The sequence below is a fragment of the Actinospongiicola halichondriae genome (assembly GCF_049103745.1).
Lineage (GTDB): Bacteria > Actinomycetota > Acidimicrobiia > Acidimicrobiales > Salinilacustritrichaceae > Salinilacustrithrix > Salinilacustrithrix halichondriae.
In genome coordinates this window covers 2,552,452-2,572,101 of record NZ_CP171622.1, presented here as the reverse complement: position 1 = coordinate 2,572,101, position 19,650 = coordinate 2,552,452, and the positions used below count along the sequence as shown (strand labels likewise).

Here is a 19,650-nt window from a genome sequence, read left to right as displayed (position 1 = left end):
CCGGTCGACCTCCGTCCGGAGTCCGACGCGTAGGTTGCCTCGGCGGACAGGTGGTGCCGAACGGAGGACACGATGGGGAAAGACTGGGCGCGACCAGTGAAGGCGATCTACTCGAGGATCGGCCGATCGCGTCGCGAACTCGATCGGCTGCGGGGCCGCCTGGCCGAGCTGGGCATCCTCGAAGCGATCCACGACCCCGGGTTCCCGGATCTCCTCGCGGCCAATCACCGGCTGAGCCTCCTGGAGTCGGGCGAGCTCCCGGATCTGCTGGCGGCGAACCACGAGCTGGAGTTCCTGAAGACCCGTCTGGAATCACTCGGGCTGGAACAGATGGTGCACTTCGCGACGCTGCCGGAGTCCGCAGTCGCCGCCATCCGTTGGCGACCGCCAGGGCACTTCTACTCTCCGATCCCTGACCTCGATCAGGTCGACCTCGACGCGCTCGGCGTGCCCTCGGACGGGGGTCCGGGGCTCGATCTGCGTCCAGAGGGGCAACGCGAATGGTTCGAGACGCTCGCACCCGCGATCGCCGACTGGCCCTTCCCGACATCGGAGACCGAGGGCTGGCGCTACTTCGCGCCCAACGGCCATTTCGACCTGGTGGACGGCGCATTCCTCCACGCGGTCCTACGGCAACTCCGCCCTCGACGGATGATCGAGATCGGGTCCGGGTTCTCCACGGCCTTGATCCTCGACACCATCGACCGGTACCTGCCCGGCGAGGTCGACTTCACGGCCATCGAGCCGTTCCCCGAGGTCCTCGGCGAGCGCCTGCGGCCGGAGGACACCGATTCGCTCCGGTTGCTGCAGACGCCCGTGCAGGATGTCGACCTCGCCGAGTTCGAGCGGCTCGAGGCCGGCGACGTCTTGTTCATCGACTCCACGCACGTCGTGAAGTCGGGGAGCGACGTCGTGCACCTCTTCCGTCACGTCGTCCCGTCGCTGGCCCCGGGGGTGATCGTCCACGTGCACGACATGCTGTGGCCGTTCGAGTACCCGCGGGCATGGCAGGAGGAGGGGCGCGTCTGGACCGAACTGCAGTTGGTCGAGGCGTTCCTGCGATTCAACGATCGGTTCAGGATCCTGGGCATGGCCGACTGGTTCCACCGGCATGAGCTCGCAGGCATCGATGGCCCTGCTGCCGACGTCCTGCGACGCGGATCCGGTGGAGGTTCGTTGTGGTTGGAGGTCGTGCCCTAGCCGTCAGGCCCCGCGCGCCCCACGGACGAATCGGATGCTGACCGCGATGCCGGTGAGGACCGTCATCAGGAGGAGCAGGACCGCACCGTTCGAACCGGTCGCCGGGAGTGTGGGCGTCGGAGGCGTCGGGGCTTCGGCCGGCGGCGCAGCCGGATCGCCGGGTGTCGCCGGGGCCGCATCGACCTCGGGCAGGAACACGGCGACGGCGTTCGCCAGCGCGCCGTTCTCGGCCGCTCTGGGCACGTAGGTCGACGCCGCTCCGGCCTTGAGGTGGTAGTCGATGCCGTCCGGGGTGACGTCGGCACCGGGGATGACGGTGCGGTAGCCGCCGCGGGTCCCGGCCGGGGCCATGTCGAGGGGCACGAGTTCGCCCAACCCGTGGTGACGCTGGAAGACCTGCACCGGCTGCCCGGCAGTGCCGCCCAGCACGATCGCCCGGATCGGGAGGTCGACGCCGGAGACCGACTGGCGAGGCTGGGCGTGGTAGACGATCGGGTCCGCCCCGGTCACCGTGTACTGGCCGTCCGTGACGCCGAAGTGATCCATCACCGCGGCGACGAAACCGATCGCGTCGTCCGGGTCGCCCACCTGCATCAGGTTGAACGCGCTGGCGACGGACTTGAATCCGTCGCCGTCGAGGCGGGCGCCGAGGACTGCGGTGCCGTCGTCCGCGGTTCCGGAGCCCTGGAGGACGCCGAGGCTGACGCTTGTTCCGTGGGGGCTGTCGGCGAGCGCGTACTTGTCGACGAACGGGCGGCCGGGCAGAGCCTCGATCGAGAGTCCGTCGGTCCCGAGGATGTCGGTCGTCTCCATGGTCACCGGAACGTAGAACGAGTCGATGTCGATGGACTCGACGCCGAACCAGGTGCGGGCGAAGTCGGGATCGGGGCCCGCGGTCAACGCCTGGATCGCTCGGTTGGACGACATCCAGAGGTTGCCGCCGTCGCCCAGGTACTCGGCGATCGCCTTGCGGTCGGCCTCGTCGACCGGACCCTCGTTGCGGTCGAGCGTGCTCTGCCAGATCACGGCGTCGTAGCCCGCCATCTCGCCGGCGGTCACGTGCTTGTCGGCGATGGCATACGGGATGCCGAGTGCGGCGAGCGCACCCGCATAGACCTGCTCGGCGTCGCCGGGGCCGTCATCGTCGACGATCAGGACGGTGGGGTCGGCCGGGCCGGCCCACAGCGTCGCCTTCTGGACGTTGTTGTCCTCCACCGACTCGGAGACGGTGCCGGCTGCGTCGACGACCGTGTAGAGGTCGACGGGACCTTCCGCACCCGGATCCCAGGTGAAGGTGAACTCGTCGTTGTCGTAGCCGCCGAGTTCGACGGTTCCCGATGCGATCTCGGTGCCGTCGGGCGAGCCGACTCGGACCGAGACCGGGACGGCGCCGCCGCCGTCACCGTTCGAGAAGATCCGGACGGCCATGGGGTTGTCGGTCCCGGCGTTCAGGGGCAGGCGCCCGTCGAGCGCTGCTCCTGCTCCGGTGGTGACGAAGCCGGGGGAGAAGTCGGTGCTCCCGGCGAGGTTGAGGATGTCGACCGTCAGGGTGTCGGCACCGCCGGCATCGCTGCCGTGGGAGAGTCCCTCGACCTCGCCGGTGCGCACGTCGGTGAACGCCCAACCGGTCGGCTCCTGTGTCGCGTTCGACCACGTGTCGGCGGTGCCGGTGGCGTCGAAGCCGCTCGGCGACTCGAACGAGATGGAGCCGCTCGCCGATCCGCAGGCTGCGAAGTCGCCGATGCGGGCGACCCAGCGGCCCGGCTTCGGGCGGGTGACGATGGCCGTCTCGGGAGCGAGCGCGAAGCCGGCGTCGACGACCTCGGTCTCGGGCGACTCCGATCCCTCCGGGCCGCGGAGCAGTTGGAGCGTGCAGTCACCGATGAGATCGGTGTTGATCTCGACCCGCATCGTGCGGTTGGCCGGGTTGTCGTCGACCTCGAACACGAAGTCGTAGGGGGTCAGGGGGGTCACCGGACCCGACGGGATCGCGAGGTCTCCCTGGGGGTCACCGACGGGTCCGAGGTCGGCGCTCGGCGAGTTGCGGTGGGTTCCCGAGGTGATCCCGGTCGCTGCACCCCAGACGACGTCGCTGGCTTCGGCGCGGTTGCGGTTGAGGCCGATCTCCTGGGTGTTGTCGTTGAAGTCCCACTCCTCGACGTCCATCTGCATGCGGTTGGCGTCGTTGTTCGCGCCGTTCTGGCCGAAGAGGACGTTGGAGCGGCGCCAGTAGTCGAAGTGCCACGTGAGCAGACCCGAGCCGTAGAGCCAGCGGTCGAAGTACGACTCGCGGGTCATGTCGGCATGGATGCCGGGGGATCGGACGGGCATGCGCGACCCGAACTCGAGGTACCAGCCCTCGATGACGTAGCCGTTGTCGCCGTCTCGGGGCAGGCCGTAGACGTCGTTCTCGGTCCAGGTGTGGCCGTCTTCCTCGGTCGTCTCACCGACGTCGATCCACCGGGTCGGCACCAGGACCAGGTTGGGGTTCGGCTGGTCGACCGTGTAGCCGGCCGGCATCGACGAGCGTCGTTGGAACGTGTAGTCGGGGCGGTCGTCATCGACGATTGTGGGGGTCACCCAGCCCTGGAAGACCCGGGATGCGGGATTGAACCAGGTCGGGTTGGATCCCGAGGGCGTGCCGCCGTACGAGCCGCCGGACATGATGTCCCAGTCGCCCGACCCGGAGGTCGAGCCGTCGGTGCCGTAGTAGTCCGGTTCGCCGAGGGCGTGGGCCATCTCGTGTGCGGCGACGCCGATGGTCAGGGTCCCGTCACGGGTCTCGAACTCGGGCATCGTGAAGAGACGGTCGTACGTGACGGCCTGGCCGGGGACGGGGAGGCCGGCCTTGAAGCCGGTGTCGGGCACCGGCAGACCGAAGTCCTGGAGCAGGGTCCCGGCCAGTGCGGTGAAGGTCGAGACCGAGATGGCGTGCGACCAGGTGTTGCACGGATCGCCGGTGACGGCCATCTCGGCGCCGGTGTGGATGATGCCCATGAAGTCGATCGAGAGATCGCCGTCGTTGTCGTACTTCGAGAAGTCGTGGTCGAGCGGCAGCGTCGTCGTGTTCATCAGCTCGATGCCCATGCCGAGCGCGCCGCCGCCGCCGGCACCGATCACGTAGTCGAGCGGGTCCAGATCGTCGAGTGGGTCCTCGGGCGGGTCGATGCCGCCGTAGTAGCAGCGCCCTTCGTCGCCCGGCACCGACGAACGGTTGGACACGTACGGGGTGCCGTCGGGCTGTGCGAGGACGTCGACCTCGACGAGGAACTGGCCGTAGCTGTTCTCGAAGTAGAACTCGGTGAGCGTGCCGGTCGGGTTCCCGCCGAAGCCGTCGAGGATGTCGGTGTAGTGCTCGACCGTGTTGCCCTCCTGGAACTGGGGAGCGGTCTGCCCGAGGTCGGGGTCGTACCAGGTGGCGAAGAGGACGACGGGGAAGCGGAACACCCGTGGCCCGCCGGCCGCAGCCGCCTCGAGGGACGCTCGACGGCTCGCCGTCTGGATCTGGCGGTAGAGCTCGGTGCGGACGTCGCCACCGTTGCCGTCGTCGTAGACCGACGCGGTCCTTCCGATGCCCTGGCCCACGCCTGCGGGTCGGGGGTCGAGGCCGACCCGTGCGTCGCTGGCGACGAGGCCGTCGAGCGCCCGCTTCGCGGCGTAGCGCCACCATCCGTCGCTGCTCTTGACGATCGAGAAGCCGTCGACCTCGAGTGCGCCGCCGATCTCGGCCGGCGTCATCTGTGCTCGGATCTCGGTGCCGTCTGGTTGTCGGACCACCAGGGCGGTGTCGATCGGGGCCACGAAGTCGACGAAGCGAGCGTCGGCCGGAGCCGCCGAGGCGGCAGTCGGCACGATCGTCGCCGCCGCAGACGGTGCGGCGGCGGAGTCGATGGCACTCCATCCGATGGCACCGGCGAGCACGGTGAGGGCGAGGCTGACGGCGGCGAATTGCATCCGACCCGGACGCGATGAAGCGATCATGTCCAGGATCGTTGCACGAACCCCCCATTCGGGGCATTTCGGACAGATGAACGCGCATGAACACCGGCGGCGCGGGCGATACTCGTGCGATGTCGCTGTTCCACTTCGATCGGGTCACGGTGCGCTTCGGCGACACGGTGGTGCTCGACGAGGTCAGTGCGGTGATCGCCGACGGAGGGTCGATCACCTGCCTGCTCGGACCGTCCGGATCGGGCAAGTCGACGATGCTCCGGCTCTGCAACCGGCTCGAGGTCCCGACCGAGGGGTGCATCCGATTCCGAGGCGCGGACATCGCCTCGGAGGACCCCCTCACCTTGCGTCGTCGCGTCGGCATGGTGTTCCAGCGCCCGACGGTCTTCCCGGGCACCGTGCGCGACAACCTCCTCGTCGCACAGCCGGAGGCCTCGGCCGATGCGTGTGCGGCCGCTCTCGACCGGGCCCACGTCGAATCCCGCTTCCTCGACCGCGACGCCGACGCGCTGTCCGGCGGCGAGGCCCAACGCGTGTGTCTCGCCCGGACGCTGATCACCGACCCGGAGGTGCTGTTGATGGACGAGCCGACCTCCGCCCTCGACCCGGCGGCCACGAGGGGCCTCGAGACGTTGGGTGTCGCCCTCGCTGCCGACGGGATGCCCGTCGTCTGGGTGACGCACGATCTCGACCAAGCCGACCGCATCGCCGACGAGCGCATCGTGCTCACCGGCGGGCGGATCGCGGACGACCACGAGTCGGCGCACTACTTCGCCGGCGAGGAGGCGGACCACCGCCACGAGGCAGCCGAGGGGGACGACGATGGCCAACGGTGATGTCGGGTGGTGGGGTCTCGCTGCCTCGCTCGTGCTGGTCGCGGTCACCATCGCGATCTCGCTGTGGCGCAAGCTCGGACTCGAGCGCGACGTGGTCGTCGCGGTGGTGCGTGCCGGCGTGCAACTCCTGGCCGTGGGATATGCGCTCGCGTTGGTCATCGATCCCGACCATCCCGACGAGAACGTGCCGTTGGCGTGGGGGTGGCTGGTGTTCATGGTCGGCTTCGCCGCGTGGACCGTCTCGCGACGTGCCCCCGAGGTCCCCGGCGTGCTGCGGCTCGCGCTCCAGGCCCTGAGCGCCTCGACCCTGGCCACCGTCGCCGTCATCTTCGGTCTGGGGATCTTCCCGGTCGAGCCCCGAGCCATCATCCCGATCGGCGGGATGATGGTGGGGAACGCGATGTCGTCGACGGTCGTCGCCGGTCGGCGGATCCTGGCCGAGTTCTCGGAGAAGCGTCCCGACGTCGAGGCCCGCCTCGCGCTCGGGCAGAGCTGGCAGGAGGCCTCGAGACCATCGCTGCGATCCGCGCTGCGCACCGGCATGACCAGCCAGATCGAGACCACCAAGGCCGTGGGCCTGGTCTTCCTTCCCGGTGCCATGACCGGTCTCATCCTCGCCGGTGTCGATCCGGTCGACGCCGTTCTGGTGCAGGCAGCGATCATGTTCCTGATCCTGGGTGCGGTGGCCATCAACGTCGTCGTGATCGGTACCGGCGTGACGAAGCGGCTCTTCACCGACGACCATCGCCTCGTGCGCATCGCCCGCGCTCCGAACTGATCACTGGCAGTTCATCTCGCAGGAAGGTCGTGGCAGTCGACGTGTCACTTGGCCTTCCTACGGTCAGCGTCATGACTCTTTCACGACGCGAACTCCTCCGATACAGCGCCCTCACTGGCGCCGGACTCGCCGTTGGTGGTGCCTTCTCCGGGCTCGCCCTCGGCGGCACCGCTGGGGCCGGCGCTGCCGGTTACGGCGCGTTGCGCAGCGACCCTGCCGGCATCCTCGAGCTCCCCAAGGGCTTCAAGTACGAGATCCTCCAGAAGGGCGGGAACGGGTACTCGAACGGCTTCAGCACGTACGACGACGGACAGAAGCTCGCCGGCGACGCCGATGGCGCGGCGTCGTTCGCGATCGGCGGCAACCGGACGGTCATCGTCACCAACCACGAACTCAGTGGTTCCGGTGAGCTCTCCGAACGAGTGCCGACCACGCACGCCGGCCGCCCCGTGCCGACGTACAACCCGGCGGCCCCGGGTGGGACGTCGAACATCGTCCTCGACCGCAAGAACCGCGTGGCGAGCATCTACCCGAGCATCGCCGGCACCTACAACAACTGCGCCGGCGGGCTCACCCCGTGGGGAACGTGGCTGACCTGCGAGGAGACCACCAGCACCGTCGCGGGGATCCCGCACGGCTACATCTTCGAGGTCGACCCCGAAGGTGTGAAGACGACCGCCACCCCGTACAAGGCGATGGGGCGTTTCGCCCACGAAGCGGTGGCCATCGACCCCCGCGACTCCACCGCCTACATGACCGAGGACAACAACAGCGGGCTGATCTATCGGTTCGCCCCGAACGACACCTCGATGACCTACGGATCGCTGGGCAACGGCGGCACGGTCGCGGCCATGAAGGTCGCCGGTCTCGCCCGTCTGGGTGAGGTGAAGACCGTCGGCACGACCCTGGCGGTGTCGTGGACGGCGGTGCCCGGCGGCAACCCCGACGTGAGTGGTCTCAACGGGCTCTTCGCCGATGGCGACGTCACGCGGTCCCGCAAGCTCGAGGGCTGTTGGTGGGGCGACGACGATCGCTTCTACTTCTCGTCGGCCGACGAGAACGCCTCCGGCATCGAGCACCACGGCCAGATCTGGGCGCTCGATCCCGAGGCCGCCACCGTGACCCTGGTCGCGTACATCCCCGCCGACGACCCGGTCTTCGACGCGCCGGACAACATCACCGTCGCTCCGTGGGGGCAGCTGTTCCTGTGCGAAGACGGCGACGACGAGCAGTACATCATCGGCTGTGACCCTGCCACCGGTGCCCTGTGGCCCTTCGCCCGCAACGCGATGGGTACCAACGAGTTCGCCGGCGCCAACTTCTCGCCCGACGGCAAGACGCTCTACGTGAACATCCAGAACCCGTCGACGACGTTCGCCATCACCGGCCCGTGGGGAGCGCAGCGCAACGGCCAGCGATGACCCCCTCCCGCTCTCGTACCTGGATCGGTCGAGACATCGAGCGGTCGGGTACGAGAACGGGAGGTCGGTAGCCTCCGGGTCATGGCTCTGCGGTTCGTGATCATCGGTGGTGGCCCGGGTGGGCACGCAGCGGCGTCGCACGCCGCGAAGCTCGGGGCCGAGGTCACCATCATCGAGCGCGACATCATCGGTGGTGCCGCCCACCTGTGGGACTGCATCCCGTCGAAGGCGATGATCGCCACGGGGTCGGCACTGAACTTCATCAACCAGAGCGAGCAGATGGGTCTGACCGACGTCAAGGCCCAGCTCGACTTCGCTGCGCTCCGCGACCGGATCCAGTCGATCGAGGATCGCCTCGAGAGCTCGGCGTCGACGCTCCTGCACAGCCAGGGGGTCCGAGTCGTCGAGGGCACGGGTCGCCTCGTCGGACCACACGAGGTCGTCGCCGACACCGCCGAGGGCGAGCTCCACTTCGAGGCTGACGCGATCCTCCTGTCGACCGGGTCACGGCCGCGCATCCCGGAATGGGCGGAACCCGACGGTGATCGCGTGCTCACCACGCGCGACGCCTACCCGCCACGCGAACTCCCCAGCCACATGATCGTGATCGGGTCGGGCGTCACAGGCGTCGAGTTCGTGTCGATGTTCTCGAGCTTCGGTTGCGACGTCACGCTGATCGTGTCGCGGCAACAGGTGCTGCCGTCGAAGGACCCCGAGGTGGCGGCGGCGCTCGAGGACGAGTTCCTCGCCCGCGGTGTCCGTCTGTTCAAGGGTGCTCGGGCGCAGGGGATCGAGCGTCTCGACGACGGCTCGGTGAAGGTCGTGTGCGACGACGGTCGGAGCGCGGTCGGGAGTCACGCGCTGCTCGCGATCGGTTCGATCCCCAACAGCGAGGGTCTCGGCTGCGATGCCGCCGGAGTCGAGGTCAACGAGTGGGGCTACATCGACAACAACCACCACTGCATCACCAACCTCCCGCACGTGTACGTGGCCGGCGATCTGTCGGGCAAGCTCCCGCTGTCGTCCGTGGCGACGATGCAGGGTCGCAAGATCGCCGAGCACGTCATGGGTCTCCACACCAGAGACCATCGTCACCTCGACTACGACAAGGCGGCATCGGCGATCTTCACCGAGCCGGAGATCGCCGACGTCGGCCTGGCCGAGGCCGACGCCTTCGCCGAGGGTCGCAAGATCCGGGTGACCAAGGTGCCGTTCTCGGCGAGTGCGAAGGCGCTGATCAACAACGCGCCCCGCGGCTTCGTGAAGATCCTGTCCGATCCGGCGACCGGTGTCGTGCTCGGCGGATCGATCGTTGGCCGCCACGCAGCTGAGCTCATCTCGGTCATCGCGTTGGCGGTGACGGCCGGGCTCAAGGTCGACGACATCGTCGACAGCCTCCTCGTGCATCCGAGCCTCGCCGAGGCGCTCGCGGAGGCCGCGGACTGATCTCCACGCCTGCGATCACCGAGTCGCGGGTGAGTGTTCAAGGATCCCGCCATCCGTGCCGATGACACCGGATGGAGTCGAAAGTCCGGACGGGGTCCTGGCGGTGAGGGAGATCGGTGAGTCGCACGTGCGACAGTGACGAAGACCAGAGCCCGCGACTCTTCGTCGTGTTCGTGCCCGACACCGAGCGTCGAGCCGTCACGGAACGTCTGCCGTCGCCGGTCCAGGTCGTGACCCGCGCGGACATCCGCGCGGCCGTCGCCGCCGAGACCGACGCCCGTTCCGACGCGGACGCCGTCGTGATCGCCGGCCTCGAGGACGAACTCCGGTCGCTGCTGCAGCACGGCGCGGCCGCGGAAGCCGTCCATGCCGAACTCGCGATGGAGCAGCGGCGGACCCTGGAGGCGGCGGACTGGTGCGAGGCGCAGCCGTCCCGGGACCTCCAGGACGCGGAGGCGATCGCGAGTGCTGCCGCAACGCTCGACGTCCATGGCCGCGCCGTGCGCGAGGCCAACCGTCAGCTCGAACGGGTCCTCGAACAACGTGCCGCAGCCGAGGCAGCCCTCGAGGAGGCGCGCTCCGAGATCGACTCGATGGGGGCCGCTGGGCACGACGAGACCGACGTCCGACGTCAGATGGAGGACGCATCCCGGGCGGTCCAGGCGATCTCCGCCGAGTACCAGGCCCAGATGACCGAGGTGGCGCGGCTCAAGGCCCAGCTCTGGGGGTTGGAGGACGCGATGGCCGCGTCGTCGGTCTCGGGAGCGCCGCACGACGCCGCCGGTCACGACTCGCTGCAGGCGATGCGGGCGGCGGTCAACGCGAAGTTCTCCCAGGGCGAGCCGGTGATCGCCGTGGTCGACCCGGGGGCACTGGAGCGTGCGCGCGACGACGTTGCAGAAGCCGAGAGCCGGGCCGACGCATTCGCACAAGAGCTCAACCGAGCGCGTCTGACCCTGGCGTCGCTCGAACGAGAGATGACCGTGCGAACGCACGAGTCGGACTCCCACGAAGCCCGACACGCTGCGGCGCTCGAACTCGAGTCGCAGGTCGCCGCGGTCGAGCGTCGGCTCGCCGACGCCGAGGTCGCAGCCCGTGGCGAGGTCGAACAGGCGACGCGAGCGATGTCCCGCGCCGAGCTCGCCCTCGAACGCGTGCGCCAGGACACCAGAGACCGGCGCAGTCAGCTACGGGCCTACGCGGCCTTGGTCCCCGACGAGCATCGGCCGCCTGCCGAGGACGATCCGGTCGTACACGCGGCGATCATCGGTCGGGCGCTGCGGTCGCACGCCGACACGATGCAGGCCGACCTCGACAAGGCGGGCGAGAACCTGGGCCGTGATCGGGCGCACACCGCAGGAAAGCAGTCAGCGCTCGACGATCGCCGAGCTCGCCTCGGGGTCGCCGTGCCTGCGGACGCCGTCGCGGCGCTGGAGCGAATGGCGCAGGGCCGGTTGGCCATCGCGCTCGACGATGCCGTCGCGATCGACGACGACGGGCTCGTCGACGGGTTCATCCCTGCCCCATGTCTGCTCGACCTCACCTCGTCGACCCCCGTCATCGTCCTGACCGCCGACACGGCCATCGTCAGCTGGGCGATCGAACTGCCGCGCGAACGAGCGGTCGTGACGAGCGTCGCCAACCTCCTCGACATCGGCGATCTCCTCGCCGAAGACCAGACCACACCATGACCACAGTGATGGAGCAGAGAACGTGTTGAAGATCCGGATTCGAACCAAGCTCGCCGCGGCGCTGGCCGTACCCCTGGTCGCGCTCGTGGCCGTGTCGGGATTCGAGGCCGTCCAGGCTTCCGACGACGCGGACGCGGTGCGCTCCGAGGCCGAACTGGCCACGGTGGCGATCGGCCCGAGCAGCCTGACGACCGAGCTCCAGAACGAGCGGAACTTCACCGCCATCGACCTCATCGGGTTGTCGGGTTCGGCCACGCTCGAGGTGTCGTCGGTCGAGGAGGGACGCGAACGCGTCGACACCGCGATCGCTGATCTCGAGACCTACCTGCAGGGTCGGCGCGACGTCGTGGGCGATGCGTTCGCTCCGGCGTTCGAGGTCCTGGAGTCCGAGTTGGACGCCACGCGTGCGCTCTACGACGACTTCGACGGCGAGAAGGGGCTGGCCAACCAGGAGTTGGCCGACGAGTTGTTCGAGCAGTTCACCGTCATGACGACGGCGTTCTTCGACGCCACCCAGTCGATCGCGACCGGCATCGACGACAACGCCCTCCGCAACGGCAGCGAGCTCGTCGACCAGGGCAATCGGCGCGGCGAACTGCTGGCGTCGATCACCCGGATCATCGTCCTCGACACCCTGACCGAGGGCAACGAGGACGGCTACCGAGCACAGGCCGCCGGACAGATCGAGCGGGTCCGCGCCACCGAGGAGCGGATCGAGCAGCTCTCGGTCGGACCGTACGCAGATGTTCGCGGCGACCACACTCGGCCGCGAGTGGGACGTCGAGACGCTCGGCTACTTCTCCGACTACCTCGACGGCGAACCCGTCGACCTCACGGCGCTCCTCGCGGCCGTGAGCGCTGGTGGCGCCGACGGTGTGACGTCGAGTGGCGAGATGGCGACCGAGATCCTCGATTCCGAGGCCGCGCGGCTCACGGCCGACGCCGACGAGCGCAAGAACCAGTTCCTGATGCTGGCGGCTGCCGTGGTCACGCTCGCGGTCCTCTTCAGCTGGCTCGCGAGCCGCTCGATCACCCGCCCGCTGCGCCGGCTCCGGGCCGAGGCGCACGAGATGGCATCGACTCGTCTGCCGGGTGCCCTGCGGCAGATCCTCGAGACCCCACTCGGTGACGACGTGGTGGTGCCCGAGCTCCCCCCGATCGAGGTCAAGACCCGAGACGAGGTGCGCGAGGTCGTGCAGGTACTGAATGACGTGCAGGATCGCACCCTCGCCCTCGCTGCCGACCAGGCCGTGTTGCGACGCAACATCGCCGACTCGTTCGTGAACCTCGGGCGTCGGAACCAGAACCTTCTCGATCGCCAGCTCGCATTCATCACCGAACTCGAGCAGTCGGAGACCGAGCCCGAGGAGCTCGAGTCGCTCTTCCGGCTCGATCACCTCGCGACCCGAATGCGCCGCAACGCCGAGTCGCTGCTCGTCCTCGCCGGCGTCGAGAGCCCGCGGCAGTGGGCCGATCCGGTCGCCTGCGACGACGTGATCCGCGCATCACTCGGCGAGGTCGAGGACTACCAACGGGTGACCGTCCGGCACCTCGACGACGTCCGGTTCGCCGGTGAAGCAGCGTCGGGGCTGTCGCACGTGCTCGCCGAACTGATCGAGAACGCACTGAACTTCTCGCCCCCGACCGAGCAGGTGGAGCTCAAGGGGCGTCGCACCGACGACGGCTACCTGCTCGCCATCGACGACGACGGTATCGGCATGTCGCCGGAGGAGATCGAACAGGCCAACCGGCGGCTCTCCGGTGAGGAGTCGTACACGGTCGCTCCGTCCCGCTACCTGGGTCACTACGTGGCGGGCAACCTCGCTCAGCGCTTCGGCATCGGGCTCCGGCTCCAGGACCGTCCGGCCGGCGGCGTGACCGCCACCGTCAGCATCCCATCGGCCCTGCTGGTCGATGTCGCACCGGAACTCCCCGACGAGCTGACCCTCGACCCGATCGAGACGAGCGTGAACGACGCCTCGGCACCGGTCCCGGTGGCACGTGCGGCGGAGGGGCCATCGTCGTTGGCCGAGGCCCTCGGACGACCCCAGATGGACTCGATCGAGTCGAGCGCCGACCTGACCGCAGCGATCGACGGCAGGACGGCCGGGATCACCCTGCCACCGGCCGCCGCGGACGGTGCGCTGCCCAAGCGGGTACCGGGCGCGCAGCGTCCGGACCTGGAGCCCACGATCGCCCGGCGTCCCTCGGCACCCGATCCCGAGCCGGCGTCCGCGCCATCGACCGACGCCTTCGGGTTCCTGGCCGGATTCGCTGCCGTCGACGACGACGCAGCAGACGGCCCCGTCGCCGACGGCACCGAGACCGACGCCCCCGCGACGTTCCCGACCGAGGAGGACCGATGAGCGCCATCAACACGACCACACCCCGAGACTTCTCCTGGATGCTCGACAACTTCGTCGAGCAGACCGCCGGCGTGACCGACGCCATCGCGGTCTCGAGCGACGGGTTGCTCATGGCGATGTCCGACTCGCTCGACCGCGACGGCGCAGAGCAGTTGGCGGCCATCGTCTCCGGGATGGTGAGCCTCGGACAGGGGGCGTCGACCTGCTTCGGGTTCGGCGGGCTGCAACAGGTCATCATCGCCATGGTCGGTGGCTACGCGTTCGTCTCGTCGATCTCCGACGGCAGTTGCCTCGGCGTGGTCGCGACGAGCAACTGCGACATCGGCCAGATCGGCTATCAGTGCGGCCTCCTGGTCGAGCGGGCGGGCGCGGTCCTGACCCCGGAGTTGGTCGACGCGCTGCAACAGGAGTTGCTGGCGCGATGACGGGATCTCACGACGAATCCGTCCGCAGCCACGAAGTGGTCCGTCCCTTCGTCATGACGGGCGGCCGGACGAGGGCGCAGCGACGCGACCTCCGCCTCGAGACCATGCTGTCGGCGGTACCGGGCGCCGAAGTCGAGGGGCTCGGTCGCGAAGAACGACGCCTCCTCGAGGCGTGTGCCACGCCGCAGTCGGTGGCCGAGGCCTCGGCCGAGCTGGGTCTGGTGGTCGGGGTGACGATCATCCTGGCCGCAGACCTCGTGGTCGGGGGACAGATGGAACTCCACCAGACCGATCCGGTGGAGATCGAGTTGGACGTGTTGTCGAGGATGATCGAACGGGTGCGTGCACTGTGAGAAGGCGAACGGAACGCAGGACGGCCGGTGCGCCGACTCGGATCACCTCGGTCAAGTTCGTGGTGTCCGGGGGCTTCGGCGCCGGCAAGACGACGTTCGTCAGCGCGATCTCCGAGGTCCCACCCCTGCGGACCGAGGCCGCGATGACCTCGGTGGCTGCCGATGTCGACCGACGCAAGGGGAGCGAGGCGAAGACGACCACCACGGTCGCGATGGACTTCGGTCGCCTCACCGTCGACGAGACGCTGGTCATGTACCTGTTCGGGACGCCCGGCCAGGAGCGTTTCGGGTTCATGTGGGACAACATCACCAACGGCGCCCTCGGCGCGGTGATCCTCGTCGACACCGGTCGGCTCGATCAGAGCTTCCCGGCCGTCGACCACTTCGAGGCGAAGGCCATCCCGTTCGTCGTCGCGGTCAACCGGTTCGCCGGCGGTCCGACGCACTCGCTCGAGGAGGTGCGCGCCGCGCTGGGCGTCGCCGCCGAGGTGCCGATGGTCGAATGCGACGCGCGACGGACCGAGTCGGCCCGAGACGTCCTGTTGGTGCTGCTGGAGCACCTGGCACGGGCAGCGGTGCCCGTCGCGCCCTGACGGCGACTACTCGATGGTGAGGATGAGCTCGCCGGACCCGACCGACGCGCCCTCGGTGATGTGGATCTCCGAGATCGTCCCGTCCTTGTCGGCGTTGATGTTGTTCTCCATCTTCATCGCCTCGAGGATGCAGACCAGCTGACCTTCGGTGACCGTGTCGCCGACGGCGACCGGGAGCTTGAAGACCGTTCCCTGCATGGGAGCGGTGATCTTGCCCGAACCCGCGACCGGGGCGGACGATCCGCCGCCCGTGCGCTTGCGCGCCTTGGGAGCGGAGGGACCAGCGGTGCCGGCTGCGGCGACCTGGTCGGCGGGGATCCACATCTTCACGGCGAACTTCTTGCCGTTGACCTCGAGGTCGACGTTGCGTTCGACCTTGGGATCGTCGCCGGCGTCGCCGCCGGTCCGGGTGCCGACGACCCCGGTCAGGTCGAGACGGTCCTCGACCCACTTGGTCGAGTGTTCGCCGGCCACGAAGTCGGGATGTTCGAGGATCTTGATGTCGGCGGGGATGGTCGTCGCCGGGCCCTCGATCACGAACTCGTCGAGCGCCCGCAGCATGCGGGCGATGGCCTTCTCGCGATCCGATGCCCAGACGCAGAGCTTGCCCACGAGGTTGTCGTAGTACTGGCTGACCTCGTCACCGGAGTCGTAGCCACCGTCCCAGCGGATGCCGATGCCCTGCGGCGGGACCAGCTTGGCGATGGGGCCCGGAGCGGGGAGGAACTTGCCCTCGGCCGGATCCTCGGCGTTGACCCGGACCTCGATGGCATGGCCCCGCAGCGAGACGTCTTCCTGGGTGAAGCTGAGCTCCTCGCCGGAGGCGACCCGCAGCATCTCGGCGACGAGGTCGATGCCCGAGACCAGCTCGGTGACCGGGTGTTCGACCTGGAGGCGGGTGTTCATCTCGAGGAAGAAGAACTCGCCGTCCTGGTACAGGAACTCGACGGTGCCGGCGTTGACGTAGTTGCAGGCCTTGGCGACCTTGACCGACGCCTCGCCCATGGCCTGGCGGACCTCCTCGGGGAAGTTGGGCGCCGGCGACTCCTCGACCAGCTTCTGGTGGCGACGCTGTGCCGAGCAGTCACGCTCGCCGATCCACACGCAGTTGCCGTGCGTGTCGGCGATGATCTGCATCTCGACGTGGCGGGGCCACGTGAGGTAGCGCTCGACGTAGCACTCGTCGCGGCCGAAGCCCTTCAAGGCCTCCGACTGGGCGGATTCGAGCGCTGCATGGGCTTCGTCGGCCGAGTGGACGACGCGCATGCCTCGGCCACCGCCGCCGTAGGCGGCCTTGATGGCGACCGGCCAGCCGTACTCCTCGCCGAAGGCGACGACCTCGTCACCCGACTCGAGGTACTGGGTGGTCCCGGGCACGCCCTGGACACCGGCCTCCTGGGCCGCGATGCGGCTCGAGACCTTCTCGCCCATGACCACCATGGCCTCGGGCGGCGGGCCGATGAACACGACACCGCGATCGGTGATCTCCCGGGCGAAGTCCGGGTTCTCGGAGAAGAACCCGTACCCGGGGTGCACGGCCTCGGCGCCGGAGCGCTCGATCACGTCGAGGATCGCCTCGGTGTTGAGATAGGACTCCGCCGCGGTCGTACCGCCGAGGGCATAGGCCTCGTCGGCGAGACGCACATGGAGCGCGTCGCGGTCCAGGTCGGAGTAGACGGCCACGGATGTCACGCCGAGTTCCTTGCACGCCCGGATGACCCGGACGGCGATCTCGCCGCGGTTTGCGATCAGCACCTTGGAAAACACGCCCTATGGTTACCGCGGTGGAGGGTCTCGACGCCATTGCACGAACACGTTTCCTCGACATTCGTCGCGTGGCGGAGACCGGATCGACCAATGCCGACGTGATGACCCTTGCTCGCGAGGGGGCTCCCGAGGGTGTCGTGGTGGTCGCCGATCACCAGACCGCGGGCCGGGGGAGGGCAGGGCGTACCTGGACTGCGCCGCCGAGAGCGTCGCTGTTGTGCACCGTCCTGCTGCGGCCGCCGGCACCGGTCGCCCCGCTCGTGACGTTCGCCCTGTCGGTCGCAGCGGCCGAAGCCGTCGCCGAGGTCGCGGGTTTCTGGCCGGGGCTCAAGTGGCCGAACGACCTCGTGGTCGAGGCCGCGGACGGGACCACGAAGAAACTGGCCGGCATCCTCGCCGAGGCCGAGTGGCCCGCCGGTTCGTCGATCGCCGCCGGCTATCGGCAACCCCCGGCGCACGAGCGAGCGACGGTGGCCGCCGGCATCGGCCTCAACGTCGACTGGCCGGACGATGTGCCGGACGAACTCGCCGACATCGCCGTGGCCATCAACCACGTGACCGGGCGGCGTCTGTCCACCGACGTCGTGCTCGAGGCGCTCCTCGACCGCCTCGACGTCCACTACGGCCGACTCGTGTCCGGCGGAGCCGCCGACGTGCTGACGTCGTGGCGCGAGCGCTCGTCCACCCTCGGACAACGCGTGCGCGTCGATCTCGGCGCCGACGACGTCGTCGGGACCGCGGTCGACGTGACTGCCGAGGGGCATCTGGTCGTGGAGACCCTGGAAGGCGAGCGTCGGACGATCGCCGTCGGCGACGTCGTCCATCTCCGGAGCGCCGGATAGGGCCCGACCGTCAGAGGTTCGTGGCGATCAGCACGACGCCGAACGCTGCGAACAACGCCGCGGATCCGAGGCGTGTCACCCGTTCGGGGAGTCGGGTCCCCATCGACCGTCCGACGAACACCCCGACCGCCCCGCTGGCCGTGATGCCCAGGGTTGCGCCGATCCAGACCAGGAGCGGATTGCCCTGGGCTGCGAGGGTGGCGGTGGCCAGCATCGTCTTGTCGCCGAGTTCGGCGACGAACATCGTCCCCGCGACCGACGCCACGACCCGCAACCACGACACCGAGGTGGCGGTCGATGCGTCGTCGTCGTCCTCCTCGTCGTCGGCGCGGAGCGTCCAGGCAGCGAACGCGAGGAACAGGAGGCCGCCCCCGATGCCGAGGGGTCGCGTCGGCAGCGCGGCGCCGAGGAGGCCCCCAACGACCACCGACAACAGGTTGGTCGCGGCATAGCCGAGCGTCATGCCGACGAGGACCGGTCCGAGACGGTGGCGGGCGCCGAGTCCCAGCGCCACGAGTTGGGTCTTGTCGCCCAACTCCGCCAGGAAGACGATGCCCATGGCCGCGATCAGCGTGCCCACGGCGCGCTCCCCTGCGAAGTCGGCAGTACCGGCAGATCGCCGGTCAGGGGCAGGGAGATCGGCGTCCGGGGGCGAACACAACAGCAGGGTCGGTACATCTCATCCGCAGTCTGTGCTGGAGGTCGACCATGCGTCGAACCGAGTCCCTCGTCGCCCTCGTGGTGGCCGCGCTCCTCATCGCCGTCGCCGGCGCTCCCGTGGCGCGTGCGTCGCAGGATCCCGCGCCCGCCACCTACATCGTCACCCTCGACGGCGTCGGCGGCGACGTGGCATCGGTGGCCCTGTCGTTGCTCGACCAGGTCGGGTCCGGCCAGGTCGTCCGCACCTACGAACACGCGCTCGACGGCTTCGCGGTCGAGTTGGCGCCCGCACTCGCTCCCGTTCTCGGAGCGCTCCCCGGTGTCGTCTCGATCGAGCGCGACACCGTGGTGACCTTGTCGGGCACGCAACCCGGAGCGCCGTACGGACTCGACCGCATCGACCAGCGATCGTTGCCCCTGTCGGGCAGCTACGAGTACCAGGCGACGGGTGCCGGTGTGACCGCCTACATCATCGACACCGGCATCCGGGGCTCGCACAGCCAGTTCGCCGGCCGGGTCCGGCCCGGGACGAACACGGTCGACGGCTCGTCGCCCGCGCAGGACTGCAACGGGCACGGCACCCACGTCGCAGGAACCGTCGGTGGATCGACCTACGGCGTGGCCAAGTCCGTGTCACTCGTCGCCGTTCGCGTCTTCGGCTGCGGCGACTCGACCACCACGGCGGCGATCATCGACGGCGTCGACTGGGTCGTGGGCGACCACCAGAGCGGACAGCCGGCAGTGGCGAACATGAGCCTCGGTGGGGGCTCGAGCGCTGCGCTCGATGCTGCGGTCCGAGCCATGATCGCCGACGGGGTGACCACCGCGGTCGCATCCGGCAACGAGAGCACCAACGGGTGCAGTGGCTCGCCGGCAGGCGTGGCGCAGGCCATCACCACCGGAGCCACCGACAGCAGCGACCGTCGAGCGTCGTTCTCGAACTTCGGCACCTGCGTCGACGTCCATGCGCCCGGCGTGGGCATCGTCTCGGCCTCGCCGACGTCCGACACGGCCACGGCATCGCTCTCGGGCACCTCGATGGCCACGCCGCACGTGGCCGGAGCAGCCGCCGTGTATCTCGCCGATCACCCCAGCGCCTCGCCCGCCGCCGTCCACGCCGCGATCGTCGACAACGCCACGCCCGGCGTGGTCAGCGGCATCAAGACCAGCTGTTCGTTCCTCGACAACCTGACCGGATCGTGCATGGCCGGCACCCCGAACCGGTTGCTCTACACCGGCACGGCTCCCGTCCCGCCGACCCCGCCGCCACCCGCGTCGTGCTCAGGTCTCGCCGCGCTGCTCGGCCAGTGCTGAGCCTGCG

The 19,650-nt window shown here is 69.2% G+C and carries 16 protein-coding genes; 13 read left to right on the top strand and 3 right to left on the bottom strand.

The window, feature by feature from the left end:
• The first annotated feature begins 72 nt into the window (after positions 1 to 72).
• The gene (locus AB8619_RS12680; RefSeq protein ID WP_436792995.1) at positions 73 to 1,200 is read left to right on the top strand and encodes a class I SAM-dependent methyltransferase; all 1,128 of its coding nucleotides are present in this window, start codon (positions 73 to 75) and stop codon (positions 1,198 to 1,200) included.
• Between the two features lie 3 nt (positions 1,201 to 1,203).
• Here the strand turns inward: AB8619_RS12680 and AB8619_RS12675 are convergent, their stop codons facing one another.
• Positions 1,204 to 5,181 carry an immune inhibitor A domain-containing protein gene (locus AB8619_RS12675; protein ID WP_436792994.1) on the bottom strand — a complete coding sequence of 1,326 codons (3,978 nt, stop codon included), beginning with the start codon at positions 5,179 to 5,181 and terminating at the stop codon, positions 1,204 to 1,206.
• A 56-nt stretch (positions 5,182 to 5,237) separates the two neighbouring features.
• Between AB8619_RS12675 and AB8619_RS12670 the strand changes: the two genes are divergently transcribed.
• From AB8619_RS12670 to AB8619_RS12625, 10 genes are all read left to right on the top strand, one after another.
• Positions 5,238 to 5,987: an ABC transporter ATP-binding protein gene (locus tag AB8619_RS12670; protein WP_436792993.1), complete on the top strand. Its 750-nt coding sequence runs from the start codon at positions 5,238 to 5,240 to the stop codon at positions 5,985 to 5,987.
• Entirely contained in the window at positions 5,974 to 6,765 is a 792-nt protein-coding gene (locus AB8619_RS12665) for an ABC transporter permease (protein WP_436792992.1), read from the top strand. The genes AB8619_RS12670 and AB8619_RS12665 overlap by 14 nt, the downstream gene beginning before the upstream one ends.
• A gap of 71 nt (positions 6,766 to 6,836) precedes the next feature.
• The gene (locus AB8619_RS12660) at positions 6,837 to 8,186 is read left to right on the top strand and encodes an alkaline phosphatase PhoX (RefSeq protein WP_436792991.1); all 1,350 of its coding nucleotides are present in this window, start codon (positions 6,837 to 6,839) and stop codon (positions 8,184 to 8,186) included.
• A gap of 81 nt (positions 8,187 to 8,267) precedes the next feature.
• Positions 8,268 to 9,632, top strand: coding sequence for a dihydrolipoyl dehydrogenase family protein (locus AB8619_RS12655; protein ID WP_436792990.1), 1,365 nt, complete (start codon positions 8,268 to 8,270; stop codon positions 9,630 to 9,632).
• A gap of 116 nt (positions 9,633 to 9,748) precedes the next feature.
• The gene (locus AB8619_RS12650) at positions 9,749 to 11,323 is read left to right on the top strand and encodes a hypothetical protein (RefSeq protein ID WP_436792989.1); all 1,575 of its coding nucleotides are present in this window, start codon (positions 9,749 to 9,751) and stop codon (positions 11,321 to 11,323) included.
• A gap of 22 nt (positions 11,324 to 11,345) precedes the next feature.
• A complete protein-coding gene (locus AB8619_RS12645; protein ID WP_436792988.1) occupies positions 11,346 to 12,452 on the top strand; it encodes a hypothetical protein in 1,107 nt (368 codons plus the stop codon).
• Positions 12,394 to 13,689 carry an ATP-binding protein gene (locus AB8619_RS12640; RefSeq protein WP_436796383.1) on the top strand — a complete coding sequence of 432 codons (1,296 nt, stop codon included), beginning with the start codon at positions 12,394 to 12,396 and terminating at the stop codon, positions 13,687 to 13,689. Before AB8619_RS12645 ends, AB8619_RS12640 begins: the two co-directional genes overlap by 59 nt.
• On the top strand, positions 13,686 to 14,114 hold the full coding sequence (locus tag AB8619_RS12635) for a roadblock/LC7 domain-containing protein (RefSeq protein ID WP_436792987.1): 429 nt from the start codon (positions 13,686 to 13,688) through the stop codon (positions 14,112 to 14,114). The genes AB8619_RS12640 and AB8619_RS12635 overlap by 4 nt, the downstream gene beginning before the upstream one ends.
• Positions 14,111 to 14,467 (top strand): DUF742 domain-containing protein, encoded by a 357-nt coding sequence (locus AB8619_RS12630; protein ID WP_436792986.1) that lies wholly within the window; start codon positions 14,111 to 14,113, stop codon positions 14,465 to 14,467. The genes AB8619_RS12635 and AB8619_RS12630 overlap by 4 nt, the downstream gene beginning before the upstream one ends.
• Positions 14,468 to 14,529: 62 nt before the next feature.
• Positions 14,530 to 15,060 (top strand): GTP-binding protein, encoded by a 531-nt coding sequence (locus tag AB8619_RS12625; RefSeq protein WP_436792985.1) that lies wholly within the window; start codon positions 14,530 to 14,532, stop codon positions 15,058 to 15,060.
• A 6-nt stretch (positions 15,061 to 15,066) separates the two neighbouring features.
• Here AB8619_RS12625 and AB8619_RS12620 read toward each other — a convergent pair whose 3' ends face one another.
• Complete coding sequence (locus AB8619_RS12620) at positions 15,067 to 16,827, bottom strand: acetyl-CoA carboxylase biotin carboxylase subunit (protein WP_436792984.1); 1,761 nt, start codon at positions 16,825 to 16,827, stop codon at positions 15,067 to 15,069.
• Between the two features lie 68 nt (positions 16,828 to 16,895).
• Here AB8619_RS12620 and AB8619_RS12615 point away from each other — a divergent pair, with 68 nt between their 5' ends.
• A complete protein-coding gene (locus AB8619_RS12615) occupies positions 16,896 to 17,669 on the top strand; it encodes a biotin--[acetyl-CoA-carboxylase] ligase (RefSeq protein ID WP_436792983.1) in 774 nt (257 codons plus the stop codon).
• 10 nt (positions 17,670 to 17,679) lie between these two features.
• Here the strand turns inward: AB8619_RS12615 and AB8619_RS12610 are convergent, their stop codons facing one another.
• Positions 17,680 to 18,249 (bottom strand): TMEM165/GDT1 family protein, encoded by a 570-nt coding sequence (locus AB8619_RS12610; RefSeq protein WP_436792982.1) that lies wholly within the window; start codon positions 18,247 to 18,249, stop codon positions 17,680 to 17,682.
• Between the two features lie 128 nt (positions 18,250 to 18,377).
• Here AB8619_RS12610 and AB8619_RS12605 point away from each other — a divergent pair, with 128 nt between their 5' ends.
• Entirely contained in the window at positions 18,378 to 19,643 is a 1,266-nt protein-coding gene (locus AB8619_RS12605; RefSeq protein ID WP_436792981.1) for a S8 family peptidase, read from the top strand.
• The last annotated feature ends 7 nt before the right edge of the window (positions 19,644 to 19,650 follow it).

Coding starts and splice junctions, on each gene's coding strand:
- AB8619_RS12680 (WP_436792995.1), top strand. CDS start 73: ATGGGGAAAGACTGGGCGCGACCAGTGAAGGCGATCTACTCGAGGATC.
- AB8619_RS12675 (WP_436792994.1), bottom strand. CDS start 5,181: ATGATCGCTTCATCGCGTCCGGGTCGGATGCAATTCGCCGCCGTCAGC.
- AB8619_RS12670 (WP_436792993.1), top strand. CDS start 5,238: ATGAACACCGGCGGCGCGGGCGATACTCGTGCGATGTCGCTGTTCCAC.
- AB8619_RS12665 (WP_436792992.1), top strand. CDS start 5,974: ATGGCCAACGGTGATGTCGGGTGGTGGGGTCTCGCTGCCTCGCTCGTG.
- AB8619_RS12660 (WP_436792991.1), top strand. CDS start 6,837: ATGACTCTTTCACGACGCGAACTCCTCCGATACAGCGCCCTCACTGGC.
- AB8619_RS12655 (WP_436792990.1), top strand. CDS start 8,268: ATGGCTCTGCGGTTCGTGATCATCGGTGGTGGCCCGGGTGGGCACGCA.
- AB8619_RS12640 (WP_436796383.1), top strand. CDS start 12,394: ATGGCATCGACTCGTCTGCCGGGTGCCCTGCGGCAGATCCTCGAGACC.
- AB8619_RS12635 (WP_436792987.1), top strand. CDS start 13,686: ATGAGCGCCATCAACACGACCACACCCCGAGACTTCTCCTGGATGCTC.
- AB8619_RS12630 (WP_436792986.1), top strand. CDS start 14,111: ATGACGGGATCTCACGACGAATCCGTCCGCAGCCACGAAGTGGTCCGT.
- AB8619_RS12605 (WP_436792981.1), top strand. CDS start 18,378: ATGCGTCGAACCGAGTCCCTCGTCGCCCTCGTGGTGGCCGCGCTCCTC.